The following is a 17,172-nucleotide window of genomic DNA, read 5'->3' on the forward strand; positions in this document are numbered from 1 at the left end:
CATGGCGAACATCGCCGATAGCGCTGCCGTCGCCGATTGAGCGGCGAACACCTGGCCTTGTTCGATGGCGAGAAAGAACAGAATCGGCCCGACCACCACTGGCAACCCCGACAGCCAACCGGCGACACTCGGTCCCCAGCGTTTACCGGCCAGGGAAATCAGCAAGAGAAACCCTGGGATGACCAGCAGTTTGAGTAACAGCACGCCCGCACCTCCGACCTGAGTGAGGCGGCCACGTTAGCATTGCGGGTGAGTGATTGCTTTATAGATACTCGTATTTTGTATACAACCCTGCGGCAACACGGTCCTGTAGGAGCTGCCGCAGGCTGCGATCTTTTGATCTTGATCTTCGGCGATGCTGAAAATGCTAAAGATCAAAAGATCGCAGCCTGCGGCAGCTCCTACAGGGATTTGCGTGTACACCAGAAGAGATGAAACGTCTAAGCTGCCCCCTCCAACCTGTTTCTGGATGTTTGTGTGAAATTCAGTTTGCCCAAAACCGCCACGGCGCCGTTCTGTCCTCCGGAAGTGGCCGGCAGCGTTGCCGTCGATCCCCGCGCCTCGTTCTTCAACCGGATGCTGCGCTTTGCCGGTCCTGGCTTGCTGGTTTCCATCGGCTACATGGACCCGGGCAACTGGGCGACCGCCATCGAGGCCGGCTCGCGGTTTGGTTACAGCCTGTTGTTCGTGGTGCTGCTGGCGAGTCTGGCGGGGATGGTGGTGCAGTGTCTGTGTTCGCGCCTGGGCATTGCCACCGGGCGTGATCTGGCGCAGTTGTCCCGGGAGCGCTACAGCACGCGGACCGCACGGACCCAGTGGGTGTTGGCGGAAATCTCGATCATCGCCACTGACCTGGCCGAAGTGCTCGGCTGCGCCCTGGCGTTTCATTTGCTGCTGGGCTGTTCGCTGACCTTCGGTATCGCGCTCACGGCATTCGACACACTGCTGGTGCTGGCCCTGCAAAACCGTGGATTCCGCCGACTCGAAGCGATCATGCTGGTGTTGGTGGGCACCATCGGCGTGTGTTTCTTCGTTGAATTGCTGTTGATCAAACCCTACTGGCCGGACGTCGCCCGGGGGTTCACGCCGTCACTGTCGGCCATCGGTGATGCCGCGCCGCTGTACCTGGCCATCGGTATTCTCGGGGCCACGGTGATGCCGCATAACTTGTACCTGCACACCTCCATCGTGCAGACCCGGAGAATCGGCAATGACCTGGCCAGCAAGCAGGACGCGGTGAAACTGGCGCGCATCGACAGCATCGGCTCCCTGGCCCTGGCGTTACTGGTCAACGCGGCCATCCTGATCCTCGCCGCGGCGGCGTTCCACAAGAGCGGGCATATCGACGTGGTCGACATCCAGGACGCTTATCACCTGCTCGACCCATTGGTGGGCGGGGCGCTGGCCAGTGTGTTGTTTGGCGTCGCGTTGCTGGCTTCGGGTCAGAGCTCGACCTTCACCGGGACCATCGCCGGGCAAGTGATCATGGAGGGTTTCCTGAACTTGCGGATTCCTTGCTGGCAACGGCGATTGCTCACGCGCGGGCTGGCGCTGATCCCGGCGTTCATTGGCGTCTGGATGATGGGCGACAATGCGATCGGCAAGCTGCTGGTGTTGAGTCAGGTGGTGTTGAGTCTGCAATTGCCGTTTGCGTTGTATCCGCTGATTCGCATGACTAACGATCACACGCTCATGGGGCCGTTGGTGAATCGGTGGCCGACGCGGGTGCTGGCGTGGGGGTTGTTTGTGGTGATCAGCGGGGCGAATAGCTGGTTGATTCTGCAGTTCGTAGCCTGAGCCGGAAGCTGTGTTGCCTGGCCGGGCCTCTTCGCGAGCAGGCTCGCTCCCACATTTAATCTCGGTCATTCACAGAATTTGTGTGCGCAGAAAATCCAATGTGGGAGCGGGCTTGCTCGCGAAGAACGATTACTCGCTCTCCCTCTGAAACGCCTCGACCACAAAATCGATGAACACCCGGGTCTTGGCCGGCATCAACGTGCGACTCGGGTAATACAGCGAAATCGGCCCCGCGTCGGCGTGCCAGTCGGGCAGCAGGCGCACCAGTTCGCCACGCTGGATATGCGCCAGCACATCCGGCAATACCAGCAGTGTCACGCCCAGGCCGAGTATCGCCGCTTCGCGCATGGCTGCCGGGTCATTGAGCACAATGTGTTCGTTCAAATTGGCCGGTGCTTCGTTGCCCGCACCATCGTGCATCAGCCATTGGCGAATCCGCCCGGTGCGGGTGCCGCGCATCACGATGCCGGTGTGTCCGGACAGGTCCGCCGGACTGTCGGGCAGGCTGCGTCCCGCGAGGTAGGCGGGAGAGGCGACCGCCACCACATGCGCCGCCGCCAACGTCCGCGACACCACACCGGGCGTCAACTTGAAGCCGCCGCCAATGGCCGCGTCATACCCTTCGGCAATCAAATCCACAGGGCGGTTTTCGAAGTGCCATTCCGGGCGAATCAGCGGGTAGCGCGCCAGGAACACCGGCAGCAGCGGCAAGACATGACCGATGCCAAACGTCGGCGCGAGGCTGACTTTGAGCACGCCCGCCGGCTCGCCTTGGTCGCTGCTTACCGCGCTGATCGCTGTCTGTAACGCTTCCAGATTGCCACCGATACTCGTCAGAAAGCGTTCCCCGGCTTCGGTCAGGGACAGCTTGCGGGTCGAGCGCTGGAACAGCCGCACGCCGATGTTGCGTTCAAGCATGGCCACGTTGCGGCTGACAGCGGCAGGGGTCAGCGCGAGCACCCGTGCGGCGGCGGAAAAACTGCCGGTTTCGGCACTGCGGACGAAAGATTCGAGGTTGGCGAGGGTTTCCATGGCAGACACCTGCTAGTCATGCTTGAAAATCATTCAAAACATTACCCGCTAATCAAGCGCTAATGGCAAGCGCAGTATCAATCCATCGACAAACCACGGAGTGAACAACCATGAGCACCATCGGAATCATCGGCGCCGGCGCAATCGGCGCAGCCTTTGCCAGAGCACTGTCGCGTCAAGGCATTGAAGTAGTTATCGCCAACAGCCGTGGGCCGCAAAGCCTGGCCTCGCTGGTGGCAGAACTCGGGCCAACGGCGCGTGCCGGGACCCGCGAGGAGGCCGCCGCACAAGCCATCGTGCTGGTCGCGGTCAACTGGTCGAAGTTGCCGACCGCGCTCGCCGGTCTGCCGGATTTTGGCGGACGGATTGTCATCGACGCCAACAACTCAATTGAGGCACCGTCGTTCAAGGCGGTGGATTTGCAAGGCCACACCTCCAGCGAAGTGTTTGCCGAATGGGTGCCCGGTGCGCGGGTGGTGAAGGCGTTCAATCACCTTCAGGCGCGTTTTCTGGAAAGCGATCCGGCGGCGGAGGGCGGGCGGCGGGTGTTGTTTCTCTCGGGTGATGATGCCGATGCAAAAGCTCAAGTGGCGGCGCTGATCGAACAGCTGGGCTTCTTCGGGATTGATCTTGGGGAATTGAGCGTCGGGGCGCGGCTGGTGCAGTTTCCAGGCGGTCCGCTGCCGGTGCTGAATCTGGTGAAATTTGCCTGACGACGCAACCTGTAGCAGCTGGCGAAGCCTGCGTTCGGCTGCGAAGCAGTCGCCAAACCTGAAGACGCGGTACTCCTGATGCACCGCACTGCCTGATTCCACGACTGCTTCGCAGCCGAACGCAGGCTTCGCCAGCTGCTACAAAGTATGCGGCGCAGCGTAGATTTATGACTGACTGTAGAACCCGGTGCGACGTGAGTCGCACCGGGTGTTTTGCCAGACGGCGAACGGATATTCGTGGGTCCCCGCGCCGTCTGTTGAACGCTTTACGCCCGTTCGATCGCCAGTGCCACGCCCTGACCACCACCGATGCACAGGGTGGCGAGGCCTTTCTTGGCGTCACGCTTGATCATTTCATGCAGCAGAGTCACCAGTACTCGGCAACCCGACGCACCGATCGGATGGCCCAGGGCGATAGCGCCGCCGTTGACGTTGACCTTGTTCAAGTCCCATTCCAGGTCCTTGGCCACTGCCAAGGATTGTGCGGCGAAGGCTTCGTTGGCTTCGATCAGGTCCAGTTGGTCGATGGACCAACCGGCCTTGTCCAGGCATCGACGAGTCGCGCTGACCGGGCCGATGCCCATGATCGCCGGGTCGACGCCCGCGTTGGCGTAAGCGGCGATTTTCGCCAGCACGGGCAGGCCGAGGGCCTTGGCCTTTTCCGCGCTCATCAGGATTACGGCGGCGGCACCGTCGTTCAGGGACGAGGCGTTGCCGGCGGTCACCGAACCGTCCTTCTTGAAGGCCGGTTTCAGTTTGCCCAGTGCTTCAGCCGTGGTGCCGGCCCGCGGCTGTTCATCGGTGGCGAAGGACAGCGGGTCGCCCTTGCGCTGAGGAATCAGGATCGGCGTGATCTCATCGGCAAAACGCCCGGCTTCGATGGCGGCCGTGGCTTTCTGCTGCGAGGCCGCGGCGAAGGCGTCTTGCTGTTCGCGGGTCAGGTTGTACTTGTCAGCCAGGTTTTCGGCGGTGATGCCCATGTGGTAATCGTTGAACGCATCCCACAGGCCGTCGCTGATCATGGTGTCGACGATTTGCGCGTTCCCCATGCGCAGGCCGGTGCGGGCACCGGGCATGACGTAATTGGACAGGCTCATGTTTTCCTGGCCGCCGGCAATGATCACGTCGGCATCGCCGCAGCGAATCGCCTGAGTGGCCAGGTGCAGCGCTTTCAGACCCGAGCCACAGACCTTGTTCAGGGTCATCGCAGGCACGGTAAATGGCAGGCCGGCCTTGATCGCGGACTGGCGCGCAGGGTTTTGCCCGGCGCCGGCGGTCAACACCTGGCCCATGATCACTTCATCGACTTCAGCTACGTCCAGGCCGGTTTGCGCCAGCAGTTGACGGATTACCGCAGCACCGAGGTCCACCGCGGACACGTTGGCCAGGGCTCCCTGGAAACTGCCGATGGCGGTGCGGGTGGCGGCGACAATGACGACTTCTTGCATGGAATGATTCCTCACTGGGCAGCGAACTGCATTTGCGGAACGTGATCCGGCACGATCAGTTTACCGGCGGTCTTGGCGACAATCTCCTCGACGCTGACGCCCGGTGCGCGTTCCTTGAGAATGAACGCGCCGTTTTCGATTTCCAGGTAAGCCAGGTCGGTCAGCACACGCTTGATGCAGCCGGCGCCGGTCAGCGGCAGGCTGCATTTGGACAGGAGCTTGGACTCACCGTCCTTGGACGCGTGGGTCATGATGACAATGATGTTGTCTGCGCCGGCCACCAGGTCCATGGCGCCGCCCATGCCCTTGACCAGCTTGCCGGGGATCATCCACGAGGCGATGTTGCCTTGCACGTCTACTTCAAAGGCGCCCAGCACGGTCAGGTCGACATGACCACCGCGGATCATCGCGAAGGACTCGGCCGAGGAAAAGATCGACGCGCCGATACGTGCGGTCACGGTTTGTTTGCCGGCGTTGATCATGTCGGCATCGATGGTTTCTTCAGTAGGAAAGGGACCCATGCCCAGCAGGCCGTTTTCCGACTGCAGCATGACTTCCATGCCTTCCGGGATGTAGTTGGCGACCAGGGTCGGAATGCCGATGCCCAGGTTCACGTAGAAGCCGTCCTGCATTTCGCGGGCGACGCGTTGAGCCATTTGTTCGCGGGAAAGTGCCATTGTTGTTATTCCTTCATTCGGTCCGGGGGCAGGGGATCACTTACGCACGGTGCGCTGTTCGATGCGCTTCTCGAACGTGCCGCAAATGACCCGGTCGACGTAGATGCCAGGGGTGTGGATCTGCGCCGGGTCCAGCTCGCCGGGTTCGACGATTTCTTCGACTTCGACCACTGTGATCTTGCCGGCAGTGGCGGCCAGCGGGTTGAAGTTCTGGGCGGTGTGGCGATAGATGACGTTGCCGAAATGGTCGGCTTTCCAGCCTTTGACGATGGCGAAGTCACCGGTGATGGATTCTTCCATCAGGTACTTGCGACCGTGGAATTCGCGCACTTCCTTGCCGTCGGCAACGGGAGTGCCGACGCCGGTGGCGGTGAAGAACGCCGGGATGCCAGCGCCGCCAGCGCGCATTTTTTCGGCGAGGGTGCCTTGGGGGGTCAGGACCACTTCGATTTCGCCTTTGAGCAGTTGCTCTTCGAACAGCTTGTTTTCGCCGACGTAGGAGGCGACGACTTTGCTGATCTGGCGGTCGGTCAGCAGCACGCCGAGGCCGAAACCGTCGACGCCGCAGTTGTTGGAAACCACGGTGAGGTCACGCGTGCCTTTGCGCTTGATCTCGGCGATGAGGTTTTCCGGGATCCCGCACAGACCGAAGCCGCCGGCGATCACGGTCATGCCGTCTTCAAGACCTGCAAGGGCTTCCTCGTAGGAACTCACGCGCTTGTCGAAACCTGCCATATGCACCTCTTTTATTCTTTGTGGGCGGCTGGCTAGCCGTATGGGATGAAGTGTCTCGCCGCAGTATTCATTTGTTAAGTTGATTTTTAAGGTTGATTGATAGATAAAACTCACCAATAACCCCTGTGGGAGCGAGCTTGTTCCGGGCGGCGATCCGACGATGGCGATTTCAAGGAAGCCATCGCGGGCAAGCCGTGCTCCTGATTACTGGAGAAACTCGCACATGACAGTCAAGCAGATCCGCGCATTCCTGGCCGTGGCCCAAAGTTTGAGTTTCGCCGTGGCCTGCGAGCGATTGCACCTGTCGCAATCGGCGTTGAGCCTGACCATCAAGGCACTGGAAGAAGGGCTGGGTGGGCGCCTGTTCACCCGCAACACGCGAAATGTCGCGCTGACCGCGGAAGGTGAATCGCTGGTGCCACTGGCGCGTCGTCTGATTGCCGACTGGGACAATGCCGAGGATGAGCTGCGGCAACGCTTTACCCTCCAGCGCGGTCGCGTGACCTTGGCGGCGATGCCGTCGTTTGCCGGCAACCTGCTGCCGCCGATCCTGAAAACCTTCCGCGCGCGCTATCCCAAGGTCAACGTCACGGTGAATGACGTGATCAACGAGCAGGTGCTGGAGATGGTGCGTGATCGGCAGGTTGAACTGGGGGTGGCGTTTGAGCCGACTCAAAGTTCATCGCTGGCATTCACGCCGTTGTACATGGACCGGTTTGTGGCCGTTGTGCCGAAGGATTCTCCTTTTGCCGAACGGGAAGACATCGATTGGCAGACCTTGCTCAAGGAACCGTTCATCACCTTGCAACGTCCATCGACGGTTCGGGTGATGCTGGAAGAACACTTGCAGGCGCGTGGGATGAAATTGCCGGTGGAGTTTGAAAGCCATCAGTTGGCGACGGTTGGGCGGATGGTGGCGAGCGGGTTGGGGGTGAGTGCAGTACCGGCGCTGTGTGTCGGGCAGATGCTGGAACTCGGGGCGCGGTGCATCACCTTGCGCGATCCGGTGGTGGAGCGGGCGATTGGGGTGTTGACCAAGCCTGGAGTTGAATTGTCGGCGGCGGCTCAGGCGCTGTTCGACATCCTCAAAGAAGAAAAACTCGGCCAGCGCTTATCTGCGCACTGAAACACAGGCCAATGTGGGAGCGGGCTTGCTCGCGAAAGCGGTTTGTCAGTCAACATTAATGTTGAATGTGCAGGCCTCTTCGCGAGCAAGCCCGCTCCCACAGGGTTTGAATTCCGTCAGTTTTTAAGTGGTCAGTTGCTGAACCAGTAATGGAAGCAGCCGCTCACACGAGGCCTCTATTTTCAAATCAAGAAGGTCATCCGCCCGAGTCTTCCCCAGATTAATCGCAATCAACGGCTTCCCCTGATCCGCCACCGCCCGACACAACCGAAACGCCGAATACGCCATCAACGAAGACCCGACCACCAGCAACCCCGCAGCCTTTTCGACTGCTACCATCGCTTTGGCCGCCGTCGCCTGCGCCACGTTCTCGCCAAAAAACACCACGTCCGGCTTCATCCGCTCACCCGCGCAGTGCGGGCAATGCGGCACCTGAAACCGCGCCTCAAACGCCGCATCCAGCAGCGTGTCGCCATCCGGGGCTTGCACCGCATCCACGCCGGCCAGATACGGATTTTGCGCTTCCATCAGTTGCTGGATCGAATCCCGTTCGCTGCGTTTTCCGCAGTCCAGGCACACCACCCGGTGCAGGCTGCCGTGAAGTTCGATGACGTCATGGCTGCCGGCCTGGTCGTGCAGGGTGTCGACGTTTTGAGTGATCAGCCCGCTGATCTGCTGCGAACTTTGCAAACTGGCCAAGGCTTCGTGGGCCACGTTCGGCTGGGCCTGGCGCACCCGCGGCCAACCGAGCATCGCCCGAGCCCAATAGCGTCGCCGGGATTCGGGGGCCGAGAGAAACTCCTGATACATCATCGGTTGCCGGCCACGCCGCACGCCCTGGTTGTCGCGGTAGTCCGGAATGCCCGACGGAGTGCTGATGCCCGCGCCGGTCAGGACCACAAACGGCTGGTTGGCCATTAACTGCTGAAGGCGGTGAAGTTGTTCGCGGATGAGGCTGTCGAGCATGTTCAACACTCCGGAGGGCCTGTAGGAGCTGCCGAAGGCTGCGATCTTTTGATCTTCAGCGATTTCAGCATCGCCAAATCTAGATCAAAAGATCGCAGCCTTCGGCAGCTCCTACAGTAGACCGTCAGCCGTCAGCCGTCAGCGGTGTTTACTTACGCGCCTCCAGAATCAGGTTGAACGGTGTTTCCGTGGCCCGACGGAATGTCTTGAACCCCGCCTCGGTGAACACCTTGCGCAGCCGCGCCTCGCCAGCCTGGGCGCCGAGCCCGAGGCCGACCTCCTGGGACAGCGAGTTCGGGGTGCAGATGAAGGTCGAGGCGGCGTAGAACAAGCGGCCAACGGGAGTGGTGTTGTCGTCGAGCGAGTCGTTGGCGAACGGTTCTACCAGCAGCACCGTACCGTCCGGTTTTAGCGCGTCATAAGCGTGCCGTGCCGCGCCCACCGGATCGCCCATGTCGTGCAGGCAGTCGAAGTAGCAGACCAGGTCATAGTCGTCGCCGGGGAAGTTTTTTGCCGTGCCCTGGAAGAACCGCGCCCGCCCGGCCACGCCACCTTCTTCAGCACGCTGGGTGGCGACGGTGACGGAGGGCGCGTGGTAGTCGAAACCGACGAACCGCGAATCCGGAAACGACTGGGCCATGACCACGGTAGATGCGCCGTGGCCGCAGCCGATATCCGCCACCTTGGCGCCAGCCTCCAGTTTGGCCACCACGCCTTCGAGCGCAGGCAGCCATTCGGCGACCAAGTGCGCTTTATAACCTGGCCGGAAGAACCGCTCCGTGCCGCTGAACATGCACGGATGGTGATCGCCCCAGGCGAGGGCACCGTCGCCGCGCATGGCGTTGACCAGTTTGTCCTTGTCATGGAAAAACGATGCAACCACCCCGACGCCACCCGCGATATAGACCGGTGAGTCTTCGATCGCCAACGCCAGGGCCTGCTCTTCGGGCAGGCGGAACTGGCCGTCGCGGTGTTCCATGTAACCGGAGGCGGCATGGGCGCTGAGCCATTCGCGCAGCAGGCGGGGGTTGCAGCCGGTTTTGTCAGCGAGGGCTTCAGGGGTGACTGGCTGACTGTCGGCCATGGCCCGGTACAGTCCGAGCTCTTCGCCGAGGATGACGTTGGCGAGCATCGCCGCGCCGCCCATGTCGTTCACCAGTTTGCCCATGAAATCATTGAGTCTGGCCTCGTCCATTACGTGTGCTCCTTCAGCAGGATCACAGTCCAGAGGCCTTGTTGAGGCGATCACCTCTGGGCGGTGGTCGTGGGAATGAACAGGACGATAAGCACGCCCTGCGTGCACTAAGTTTAGTCCGGGGTCCGTGCACCGCTGCCTGGAGCGACGAAAGCCCATTTTCCTGGTTCACACTCAAACCCCTGTGGGAGCGGGCTTGCTCGCGAAAGCGGTGGGCCAGGCAGCATCATTGTCGACCGAAACACCGCTTTCGCGAGCAAGCCCGCTCCCACAAGGGATTTGTGTTGTGTATCTCACTGTATCCAACCCCCGTCTCGATACAGTGCCCGCTAACTCAGGGTCACTGCCGAACACAGACAAGATACAAACCTGCGATGAACTGCGTAGGCCATTTGGCACCCTATACACCGTGAAGGGGACAACAATGACCACGCTCCTGCCTGAAACCGACATGAAACCCACACCCGTCAATCGCCTGCGCGTCGACCACTACACCAGCGGCATCATCGGCCCAAGCCAGCCGATGCTCGGGCCACTGGCCGACGGCGGCACCCTGATCACCGGCACACCGCCGGGTTGTTGGGGGCCGATGATCACGGCTGCCTTCGAGGGTGGCCACGAAGTGACGCAACCGGTGGCCATTGCCGGTGCGGAAATCGGCGACGCGGTGGCGATCAAGATCAAAAGCATGCGCGTCACCTCGCTGGCCACTTCGTCCGGGGTGATGAGCTTCGTTGAAGGTCGCTACCACGGCGATCCGTTCGTTTCCAAATTCTGCGCCAAGTGCGGCACCGAGCATCCGGCCAGCCATGTCGAAGGCATCGGTGAGGATTCGATTCGCTGTAACACCTGTGGCGCCGAAGTCAGCGCGTTTCGCTTCAGCCACGGCTACGTGATCGTGTTCGATGCGCAGAATCAGGTCAGCCTGACCGTCAATCAGGACGTCGCCAACCAACTGGCCGGTAACGCAGCCGAGATGTCGGCGCTGCCGGAGTTCGCCGCGCAACATTCGATCCTGTCCCTGGCGCGCGCCGACATCCCCGGTGTGGCGGCGCACATGCGGCCGTTCCTCGGCAACATCGGCACCACGCCGTCCCGTGATTTGCCCGACTCCCACAACTGCGCCGACTTCGGCCAATACCTGATCGGCGCGCCGCACCGTTTCGGTATGACCCGCGAAGTACTGCACGCGGCCAAGACCGACGGCCACATGGATACCAACTCGATCCGCGAGGGCTGCGTGTTGATCTGCCCGGTCAAGGTGCCAGGCGCCGGCGTGTACATGGGCGACATGCACGCCCAGCAGGGCAACGGCGAGATCGCCGGGCATTCCACCGACTGCTCCGGGGAAACCGAAGTGGTGGTGGAAGTGGTGAAGAACCTGACGCTGGAAGGGCCGATCCTGCTGCAAAACCTCGACGACTTGCCGCCCATGGCCCGGCCGATGAATGCCCAGCAGCGGCAGAAAGTCCGCGAGCTGGGCGAGCGCTGGGGTCAGCACGACATCGAGCAGAGCGGGCCGATCACCTTTATCGGCAGCGGCGAGAACCTCAACGTCGCGGTAGAGAACGGCTTGAAACGTGCCGCCTCGGTCACCGGTCTGCCGTACGACGAAGTGCTCAACCGCGTGACCATCACCGGCTCGATCGACATCAGCCGCTTGCCGGGCACCGTGCGCGTGACATTCCTGTGCCCGATGACCGTGCTGGATCGCATCGGCATAGGCCATCTGGTACGCGAGAAGTACGACCTGGCTTAACGCGCAATGGCGGGTCTGTACCACAGTGTGTGCAGACCCGCGGGCGATACAACCGCTTCGATTTTCTGCCGGAGTGGAACACAGACCCGATACACCCTTTCGGTTAACTGTGATTCCGTTCTGACAATCATTGAGATCGAGATCATGCAGACCCCCATCACATCAGCGAAGGCGACCGTCGGGCTCGGTTTGCGTCGCGGTTTAATGAAAGACCTTCAGGCAGCCCGTGTGGGCGATTTCGATTTTCTGGAAGTCGCGCCGGAAAACTGGATCGGCATCGGTGGCGCTCATGGTCATGCGTTACGTGCCTTGGCCGAGCGTTTTCCGTTGTCCTGTCATGGCTTGTCCCTGTCATTGGGCGGCCCGGCACCGCTGGATGTCGGCTTTCTGCAAGAGGTGCGGGTTTTCCTCGATCAATACAAGGTGCCGCTGTACAGCGAACACTTGAGCTACTGCAGCGATGACGGTCACCTTTACGACCTGCTGCCGCTGCCCTTTACCGAAGAAGCGGTGCATCACGTCGCCGCGCGAATTCGCCAGGCACAGGACATTCTTGGTCGGCGTCTGGCGGTGGAAAACGTCTCCTACTACGCCGCGCCACAACAGGATATGGACGAGGTGACCTTCACCAACGCGGTGCTGCGCGAAGCCGATTGCGACCTGCTGCTGGACGTCAACAATGTCTACGTCAACTCGATCAATCACGGTTTCGATCCGCAGACCTTTCTGGCCGGCATCGATTCGGGCCGGGTGGTGGCCATGCACGTGGCCGGGCATTTCGATGAGTCCGACACGTTGAAAATCGACACCCACGGCGCTTCGGTCAAACCGGTGGTCTGGTCGTTGCTGGCTGAGGCTTACGCTCGATTCGGCGCGCAGCCGACGCTGCTGGAACGGGATTTCAACTTTCCGGCATTTTCCGAACTGGTGGCCGAGTTACAGACCATTCGCCGTCTGCAAACCGAGGGGGTGAACCGTGGATAAGCCGAGTCTGTTTCAGCAGCAAAACACCCTGGGCCTGTACCTGCGCGATCCCGATCATTGCGCGCCACCGGCTGAAATGGACGTGACACGGGCGCAGGTTTACCGAGACCTGATTTTCGCGAACCTGTCGTCGTTGCTCAGCGGGACTTTTCCGGTGCTGATCAAGATTCTCGGTGATGAACACTGGCGTTCACTGGTACGGATTTTCCTGCGGGACTACCGCGCGCACACGCCGAAATTCGGCGAGATCGCCAAGGAGTTTGTCGAGTTCCTGGCCTCGGAACCGCAAGCGTTAATCGAAGGGTCGTGGCCGCCGTTCCTGGTGGAACTGGCGCATTACGAGTGGATCGAGATGGTGTTGCAGCAGTCCGAGGCCGAACCGTTGCCGCTGAGCGATGCCGGGTTGTTGCTGGACCGACCATTGCAGGTTTCTCCGCTGGCCTGGCCGTTGGCGTATGCCTGGCCGGTGCAGTTGGTGGGGCCGGATTATCAACCGCAGACAGCGCCGGCTCAGCCGACATTGTTGCTGGTGCGTCGGGCTGAGGACTGGAGTGTGAAGTTTTCTGCGCTGAGCCCGTTGGCCTGGCGGTTGTTGCAGCGGATTGAGGAGTTTCCTCAACTGGACGGGCGTGAGCAGCTGGAAGGATTGGCGGTGGAGGCGGTGGAGGCGGGGATGGCTGGGTCGCCGGAGTTTATGGAAAGTGGGGCGGTGTTGTTGCGGCAGATGCATGAAGAAGGAGTGGTGGGCTACTGAAAAAACCACCAATCCCCTGTGGGAGCGAGCTTGCTCGCGATGGCGGCGGGCCAGGCAACATCCGTGTCAACTGAAAAACCGCTATCGCGAGCAAGCTCGCTCCCACAGGGATCTACTTTGTTCTTGAGTTAGCGTCAGGTCTGGGGAATCAAGCTTTGCTGGCAATCCAGCACTAACCGCGCACCGCCGAGTTCACTAGTACCGACTTCAAGCGTAAACCCATGCAAGCTCACAATCGCCGCTACGATCGACAGCCCCAACCCAAACCCGCTTTTCTGATTACCACCATCGGCACGATAAAAGCGCTGAAACACCGCCTCCCGCTCTGCCTCCGGAATTCCGGACCCCGAATCGAGCACTTCGATCCGCGTACGCCCATCCTCATTGACCCCCCGCAAAATCACCTCGCCACCCGGCGGCGTGAACTTGATCGAGTTGCTCAGAAAATTCGCCACCGCCTCAAACAACAACGCTCGATCACCGTTCAGCGAAGGCAACGACTCCGGCAGTTGCAGCTTGAAAACCAGTTCGCCTTCTTCCGCCAACGGCAGATAAAAGTCGTGCAGCTCTTGCAACAACGGCACCGGATCCAGCTGCACAAAACCCGAACGGCGCTGACGATCTTCCAGCTCGGAAATCCGCAACAACCCTCGAAAGCGCGCCATCAAGGTGTCCGCTTCACCGAGCACTGAGTCCAGTTGGACCGCCAGCGTCGAACCCTCATCAGCCTGTTGCTGAATCCGGTACAGCTGCGCCCGCAGGCGCGTCAGCGGCGTGCGCAGGTCGTGGGCGATGTTGTCGCAGACGCCCTTGACCTCGTTCATCAAGCGTTCGATACGTTCGAGCATGGCGTTGACGATGGCGGCGAGCATGTCCAGCTCATCGCGGCGATTGGACAATGGCAGACGGCGGGTCAGGTCGCCGGCGACGATGGCCTCGGCGCTGGCCTGGATCGCACGAATCCGCCGCAACGGACGCCGCCGCAACAGGTGCCAACCAGCGATACCGGGCAAGATGGTCAGCGTCACCCCCCAGAACAATGCATGAAGAATGATCCGGGTCACGGCAAACAACGAACCGTTATCCCGCACCAGCACGAGCCAGCGACCATCCTTCGTCTGGGTCGCTACCGCGTCGCAACTGTCGGCGGGCAGGCTTGGGTCGTCAGATTCGGCGCAGTCGCCGAGCATGTGGATTTTGCCATCCAGCGGCAGGCCTTCGGGCATGTGGCGCAGCGCACCGCTGAGGTAGCGGTACTGAGTATCGAACAGGCCATAAGCGTCGATGCCGCGAATGTCGAAGGTCATGCTGACGGCGAGGGCGTCCGCCAATTGTTCGCCCTGAAAGTGCGAAAACAAATGCTGACGTTGCATCAGCGAATGTTTGGCCAGGTTGTCCAGGTAAGCGGAAACCTCGTAGTACATGACCCCCATGAGAATCCCGCTCCAGAGCACGAACAGCGAACTGTAGAGCGCCAGCAAACGGCTGCTGGATGAACGCCAGCCGTTAGAGGGGTTCAGCAATGACATAACCCGAGCCTCGCACGGTCCGTATCAGTGGGACATTGCCTGGCGGGTCGATCTTCTTGCGCAGCCGGCCGATGTGCACGTCGATCAGGTTGGTGCCGGGGTCGAAGTGGTAACCCCAGACCTCTTCGAAAATCATCATCCGCGACAGAATCTGCCCGGTGTTGCGCATCAGGAATTCCAGCAGCTTGTACTCGGTGGGCAACAGCGTCAGCAGCTGACTGTCGCGGCTGGCTTCATGGCTGATCAGGTTCAGCTCCAGATCCGCCACCCGCAGCGTGGTGGCCTGGGCGGTCACGGTGTTCTGCCGGCGCAGCAGGACCTCGACCCGGGCGGCCATTTCATCGGTGGCGAACGGTTTGGTCAGGTAATCGTCACCGCCCGCGCGCAAGCCGCGCACACGCTCATCGACGTCGGAGAGGGCGCTGATCATCAGAATCGGCGCGGCCACGCCCATGGTCCGCAACGTGGTGACAATCGCCAGACCATCGAGCTCGGGCAGCATGCGGTCGAGGGTGATCAAGTCGTAATTGCCGCTGACCGCGCGCGCCAGACCTTCGCGGCCGTTGTCGACCCAATCCACGTCGAGGCCGTGGCTGCTCAGTTCGGCGACGATTTCCCGGGCAGTCACGGCGTCGTCTTCGATGGTCAAGATGCGGGTCATAGGGCGGGCCTGATTAGGAGTACTCAACGTTGAGCGGCATTTTGCCAAGAAATGATGGCAGGCTTTCTAAATAAAACTTCATGTGCATCGAAAAGATCGCAGCCTTCGGCAGCTCCGGGGGGGATCAGGTTGGTTTTTTCGCCATGACGGCGCTGAACAACGCGGATTCCAGATTCACTTGAAGCCACACTTGCAGATGCCGATAAGGCGTCTGCGCAAACCACTCGCGGTCGACATGCGCGAACTGGCGTACGAAAGGTGCCAGCGCGATATCCGCCAGGCTCACATGATCGGCCACCAGATAAGTTCGCTGTTGCAGCAACTCATCCAGCGTGCGCAAAAAACACTTCCCCCTCTGCGCGGTAATGTTCCATTGAATATTTCCCGATATTCCACATCCCTGTAGCTGCTTGCGTATGTCGTCAGGATTAACGATACGCCAGGCTTTGATAGTCACTTTCAAGGGCTGGTTTATCGTGGTCTGTCCCAGGTTTTCTTCTTAGTGAAATCAGCTGGCAGTCAAGTAATTGCCATTAAGGTTCGTCCCCTTAATTGATTCAAATATAAAAAATAGCTCTCGCGCAAAGTTGGTGTTTAAATGTGGAGCCAGAATTTACCATCTGGCTCCCCATGCGTTTATTGCCTGGGTATTATAAAGGATGGGGCGCTACAGCAAAACAAGACACCAAACACCTAATAGGGAGTCTGCCTGGCCACCATTATAGATAGTTGACCCCCTATGTACAAACGACATATAGGTCGGAACATTGGGTACAGGCTTAATACCCGTCCAATAAAATTTGTCGCGATGCGGAGGTATATATACTCGATTCATGTCATTTTTTATCGGTTCGGAAACACCATCTCTGGCATATGGGAGAGGAATACCACCTACTGACCGTATCCATCGTGTGGTTGTTTCATGGTTCATGAGCGATTCGTTAATAAGCAGTCGATAGGTGTTAGTGACCACAACGGTGTATGACACCTTGTTTAGCATGTAATCTGTAACAGTAATCGTAATTAAGCCGTTCCTATTACCAGTAACTTTGCCGGCTTGGGTCACTGAGGCTATTGTTGGATCACTAGATGTATAGGTGTAAGGCAGCACACCGCCCTGTGCCTGACGGGTCTCGGTGTTGCCGATGGAGTCCAGTCCGGTTTTTGGCCAGTCCGGAATTTTTATAGAGTAACCATTCAGGTTCATCTGGCTTCCACCAATCGCCAGTTTAGGGACGATAGTAATGGGATATACCGCTGACACGGCGCCACTGCCATACAACGCTTTGGCGGTGAAGCTGTGGGCCGCGACCGTCAGCCCGCTGACGAGCAGCCTCCAGATTCCGGTGCTCGGGTCAGCCGTCGGCTGGCCTTTGGAGTCGGTGCCGTCGAGCACATCGACCTTTTGACCTCTGCTGGCGGTACCGGTCAGGATCACCGTGGTTTCCGTGGTGGTGGTGTTATGGGGAATCTCGACACCGCTCAGATCGCCTTTGACCGAGGTGATGGTCGGCGCCACGACCGCCGTGACGGTCAAGGTCCGCGCCGCAGAGGTTACGCCACTGCCATACAACGCTTTGGCGGTGATGCTGTGAGCCGCCACACTCAGCGCAGACACCTTCAAGGTCCAGACCCCTGTGGTCAGGTCAGCCGTCGGCTGGCCTTTGGAGTCGGTGCCGTCGAGCACATCGACCTTTTGACCTCTGCTGGCGGTACCGGTCAGGATCACCGTGGTTTCCGTGGTGGTGTTATGGGGAATCTCGACACCGCTCAGATCGCCTTTGACCGAGGTGATG

The 17,172-nt window shown here is 60.2% G+C and carries 15 protein-coding genes and 2 pseudogenes; 6 read left to right on the plus strand and 11 right to left on the minus strand.

Annotated elements, in window-relative coordinates; translation table 11 throughout:
• Positions 1-204 (minus strand): annotated as a pseudogene (locus CUN63_RS24895) (hypothetical protein); the annotation flags it as partial.
• A 273-nt stretch (positions 205-477) separates the two neighbouring features.
• Between CUN63_RS24895 and CUN63_RS24900 the strand changes: the two are divergent.
• Positions 478-1,797: an Nramp family divalent metal transporter gene (locus CUN63_RS24900; RefSeq protein ID WP_129443346.1), complete on the plus strand. Its 1,320-nt coding sequence runs from the start codon at positions 478-480 to the stop codon at positions 1,795-1,797.
• Between the two features lie 129 nt (positions 1,798-1,926).
• Here CUN63_RS24900 and CUN63_RS24905 read toward each other — a convergent pair whose 3' ends face one another.
• The gene (locus tag CUN63_RS24905) at positions 1,927-2,829 is read right to left on the minus strand and encodes a LysR family transcriptional regulator (protein WP_129443348.1); all 903 of its coding nucleotides are present in this window, start codon (positions 2,827-2,829) and stop codon (positions 1,927-1,929) included.
• 110 nt (positions 2,830-2,939) lie between these two features.
• Between CUN63_RS24905 and CUN63_RS24910 the strand changes: the two genes are divergently transcribed.
• On the plus strand, positions 2,940-3,542 hold the full coding sequence (locus CUN63_RS24910) for an NADPH-dependent F420 reductase (RefSeq protein WP_129443350.1): 603 nt from the start codon (positions 2,940-2,942) through the stop codon (positions 3,540-3,542).
• Between the two features lie 266 nt (positions 3,543-3,808).
• Here the strand turns inward: CUN63_RS24910 and CUN63_RS24915 are convergent, their stop codons facing one another.
• The 3 genes from CUN63_RS24915 to CUN63_RS24925 are packed head-to-tail and all read right to left on the minus strand — an operon-like array spanning position 3,809 to position 6,402.
• Positions 3,809-4,990, minus strand: a complete 1,182-nt coding sequence (locus CUN63_RS24915; protein ID WP_129443352.1) for an acetyl-CoA C-acetyltransferase — start codon at positions 4,988-4,990, stop codon at positions 3,809-3,811.
• A gap of 11 nt (positions 4,991-5,001) precedes the next feature.
• The gene (locus tag CUN63_RS24920; protein ID WP_129443353.1) at positions 5,002-5,667 is read right to left on the minus strand and encodes a CoA transferase subunit B; all 666 of its coding nucleotides are present in this window, start codon (positions 5,665-5,667) and stop codon (positions 5,002-5,004) included.
• Between the two features lie 36 nt (positions 5,668-5,703).
• The gene (locus CUN63_RS24925) at positions 5,704-6,402 is read right to left on the minus strand and encodes a CoA transferase subunit A (RefSeq protein ID WP_129443355.1); all 699 of its coding nucleotides are present in this window, start codon (positions 6,400-6,402) and stop codon (positions 5,704-5,706) included.
• Between the two features lie 223 nt (positions 6,403-6,625).
• On the opposite strand from CUN63_RS24925, the gene CUN63_RS24930 reads away from it, so the two are divergent.
• Complete coding sequence (locus CUN63_RS24930; RefSeq protein WP_129443357.1) at positions 6,626-7,528, plus strand: LysR family transcriptional regulator; 903 nt, start codon at positions 6,626-6,628, stop codon at positions 7,526-7,528.
• A gap of 123 nt (positions 7,529-7,651) precedes the next feature.
• On the opposite strand, the gene CUN63_RS24940 is transcribed toward CUN63_RS24930, so the two are convergent.
• Both CUN63_RS24940 and CUN63_RS24945 read right to left on the minus strand, forming a co-directional pair.
• Entirely contained in the window at positions 7,652-8,494 is an 843-nt protein-coding gene (locus CUN63_RS24940; protein WP_129443359.1) for an NAD-dependent protein deacetylase, read from the minus strand.
• Positions 8,495-8,642: 148 nt separating this feature from the next.
• Complete coding sequence (locus CUN63_RS24945) at positions 8,643-9,689, minus strand: class I SAM-dependent methyltransferase (RefSeq protein ID WP_129443361.1); 1,047 nt, start codon at positions 9,687-9,689, stop codon at positions 8,643-8,645.
• 424 nt (positions 9,690-10,113) lie between these two features.
• On the opposite strand from CUN63_RS24945, the gene CUN63_RS24955 reads away from it, so the two are divergent.
• The 3 genes from CUN63_RS24955 (at position 10,114) to CUN63_RS24965 (ending at position 13,186) form a co-directional block, all read left to right on the plus strand.
• Positions 10,114-11,448 carry an acetamidase/formamidase family protein gene (locus tag CUN63_RS24955; protein WP_129443365.1) on the plus strand — a complete coding sequence of 445 codons (1,335 nt, stop codon included), beginning with the start codon at positions 10,114-10,116 and terminating at the stop codon, positions 11,446-11,448.
• Between the two features lie 144 nt (positions 11,449-11,592).
• Positions 11,593-12,432: a DUF692 domain-containing protein gene (locus CUN63_RS24960; protein ID WP_129443367.1), complete on the plus strand. Its 840-nt coding sequence runs from the start codon at positions 11,593-11,595 to the stop codon at positions 12,430-12,432.
• Complete coding sequence (locus CUN63_RS24965; protein WP_129443369.1) at positions 12,425-13,186, plus strand: DUF2063 domain-containing protein; 762 nt, start codon at positions 12,425-12,427, stop codon at positions 13,184-13,186. Before CUN63_RS24960 ends, CUN63_RS24965 begins: the two co-directional genes overlap by 8 nt.
• Positions 13,187-13,320: 134 nt before the next feature.
• On the opposite strand, the gene CUN63_RS24970 is transcribed toward CUN63_RS24965, so the two are convergent.
• The 4 genes and pseudogenes from CUN63_RS24970 to CUN63_RS24985 form a co-directional block, all read right to left on the minus strand.
• Entirely contained in the window at positions 13,321-14,715 is a 1,395-nt protein-coding gene (locus tag CUN63_RS24970) for a HAMP domain-containing sensor histidine kinase (protein ID WP_129443371.1), read from the minus strand.
• Entirely contained in the window at positions 14,693-15,376 is a 684-nt protein-coding gene (locus CUN63_RS24975; RefSeq protein WP_129443373.1) for a response regulator transcription factor, read from the minus strand. The genes CUN63_RS24970 and CUN63_RS24975 overlap by 23 nt, the downstream gene beginning before the upstream one ends.
• A 124-nt stretch (positions 15,377-15,500) precedes the next feature.
• Positions 15,501-15,750: pseudogene (locus tag CUN63_RS24980) on the minus strand (glutathione S-transferase C-terminal domain-containing protein); the annotation flags it as partial.
• Between the two features lie 293 nt (positions 15,751-16,043).
• A partial coding sequence (locus tag CUN63_RS24985; protein WP_178082671.1) for an Ig-like domain-containing protein occupies positions 16,044-17,172 on the minus strand: 1,129 nt, incomplete at its 5' end.

The sequence above is a fragment of the Pseudomonas sp. ACM7 genome (assembly GCF_004136015.1).
In the GTDB taxonomy this organism is placed as follows: Bacteria; Pseudomonadota; Gammaproteobacteria; order Pseudomonadales; family Pseudomonadaceae; genus Aquipseudomonas; species Aquipseudomonas frigoris.

Coding starts and splice junctions, on each gene's coding strand:
- CUN63_RS24905 (WP_129443348.1), bottom strand. CDS start 2,829: ATGGAAACCCTCGCCAACCTCGAATCTTTCGTCCGCAGTGCCGAAACC.
- CUN63_RS24910 (WP_129443350.1), top strand. CDS start 2,940: ATGAGCACCATCGGAATCATCGGCGCCGGCGCAATCGGCGCAGCCTTT.
- CUN63_RS24915 (WP_129443352.1), bottom strand. CDS start 4,990: ATGCAAGAAGTCGTCATTGTCGCCGCCACCCGCACCGCCATCGGCAGT.
- CUN63_RS24920 (WP_129443353.1), bottom strand. CDS start 5,667: ATGGCACTTTCCCGCGAACAAATGGCTCAACGCGTCGCCCGCGAAATG.
- CUN63_RS24925 (WP_129443355.1), bottom strand. CDS start 6,402: ATGGCAGGTTTCGACAAGCGCGTGAGTTCCTACGAGGAAGCCCTTGCA.
- CUN63_RS24930 (WP_129443357.1), top strand. CDS start 6,626: ATGACAGTCAAGCAGATCCGCGCATTCCTGGCCGTGGCCCAAAGTTTG.
- CUN63_RS24940 (WP_129443359.1), bottom strand. CDS start 8,494: ATGCTCGACAGCCTCATCCGCGAACAACTTCACCGCCTTCAGCAGTTA.
- CUN63_RS24945 (WP_129443361.1), bottom strand. CDS start 9,689: ATGGACGAGGCCAGACTCAATGATTTCATGGGCAAACTGGTGAACGAC.
- CUN63_RS24955 (WP_129443365.1), top strand. CDS start 10,114: ATGACCACGCTCCTGCCTGAAACCGACATGAAACCCACACCCGTCAAT.
- CUN63_RS24960 (WP_129443367.1), top strand. CDS start 11,593: ATGCAGACCCCCATCACATCAGCGAAGGCGACCGTCGGGCTCGGTTTG.
- CUN63_RS24970 (WP_129443371.1), bottom strand. CDS start 14,715: ATGTCATTGCTGAACCCCTCTAACGGCTGGCGTTCATCCAGCAGCCGT.
- CUN63_RS24975 (WP_129443373.1), bottom strand. CDS start 15,376: ATGACCCGCATCTTGACCATCGAAGACGACGCCGTGACTGCCCGGGAA.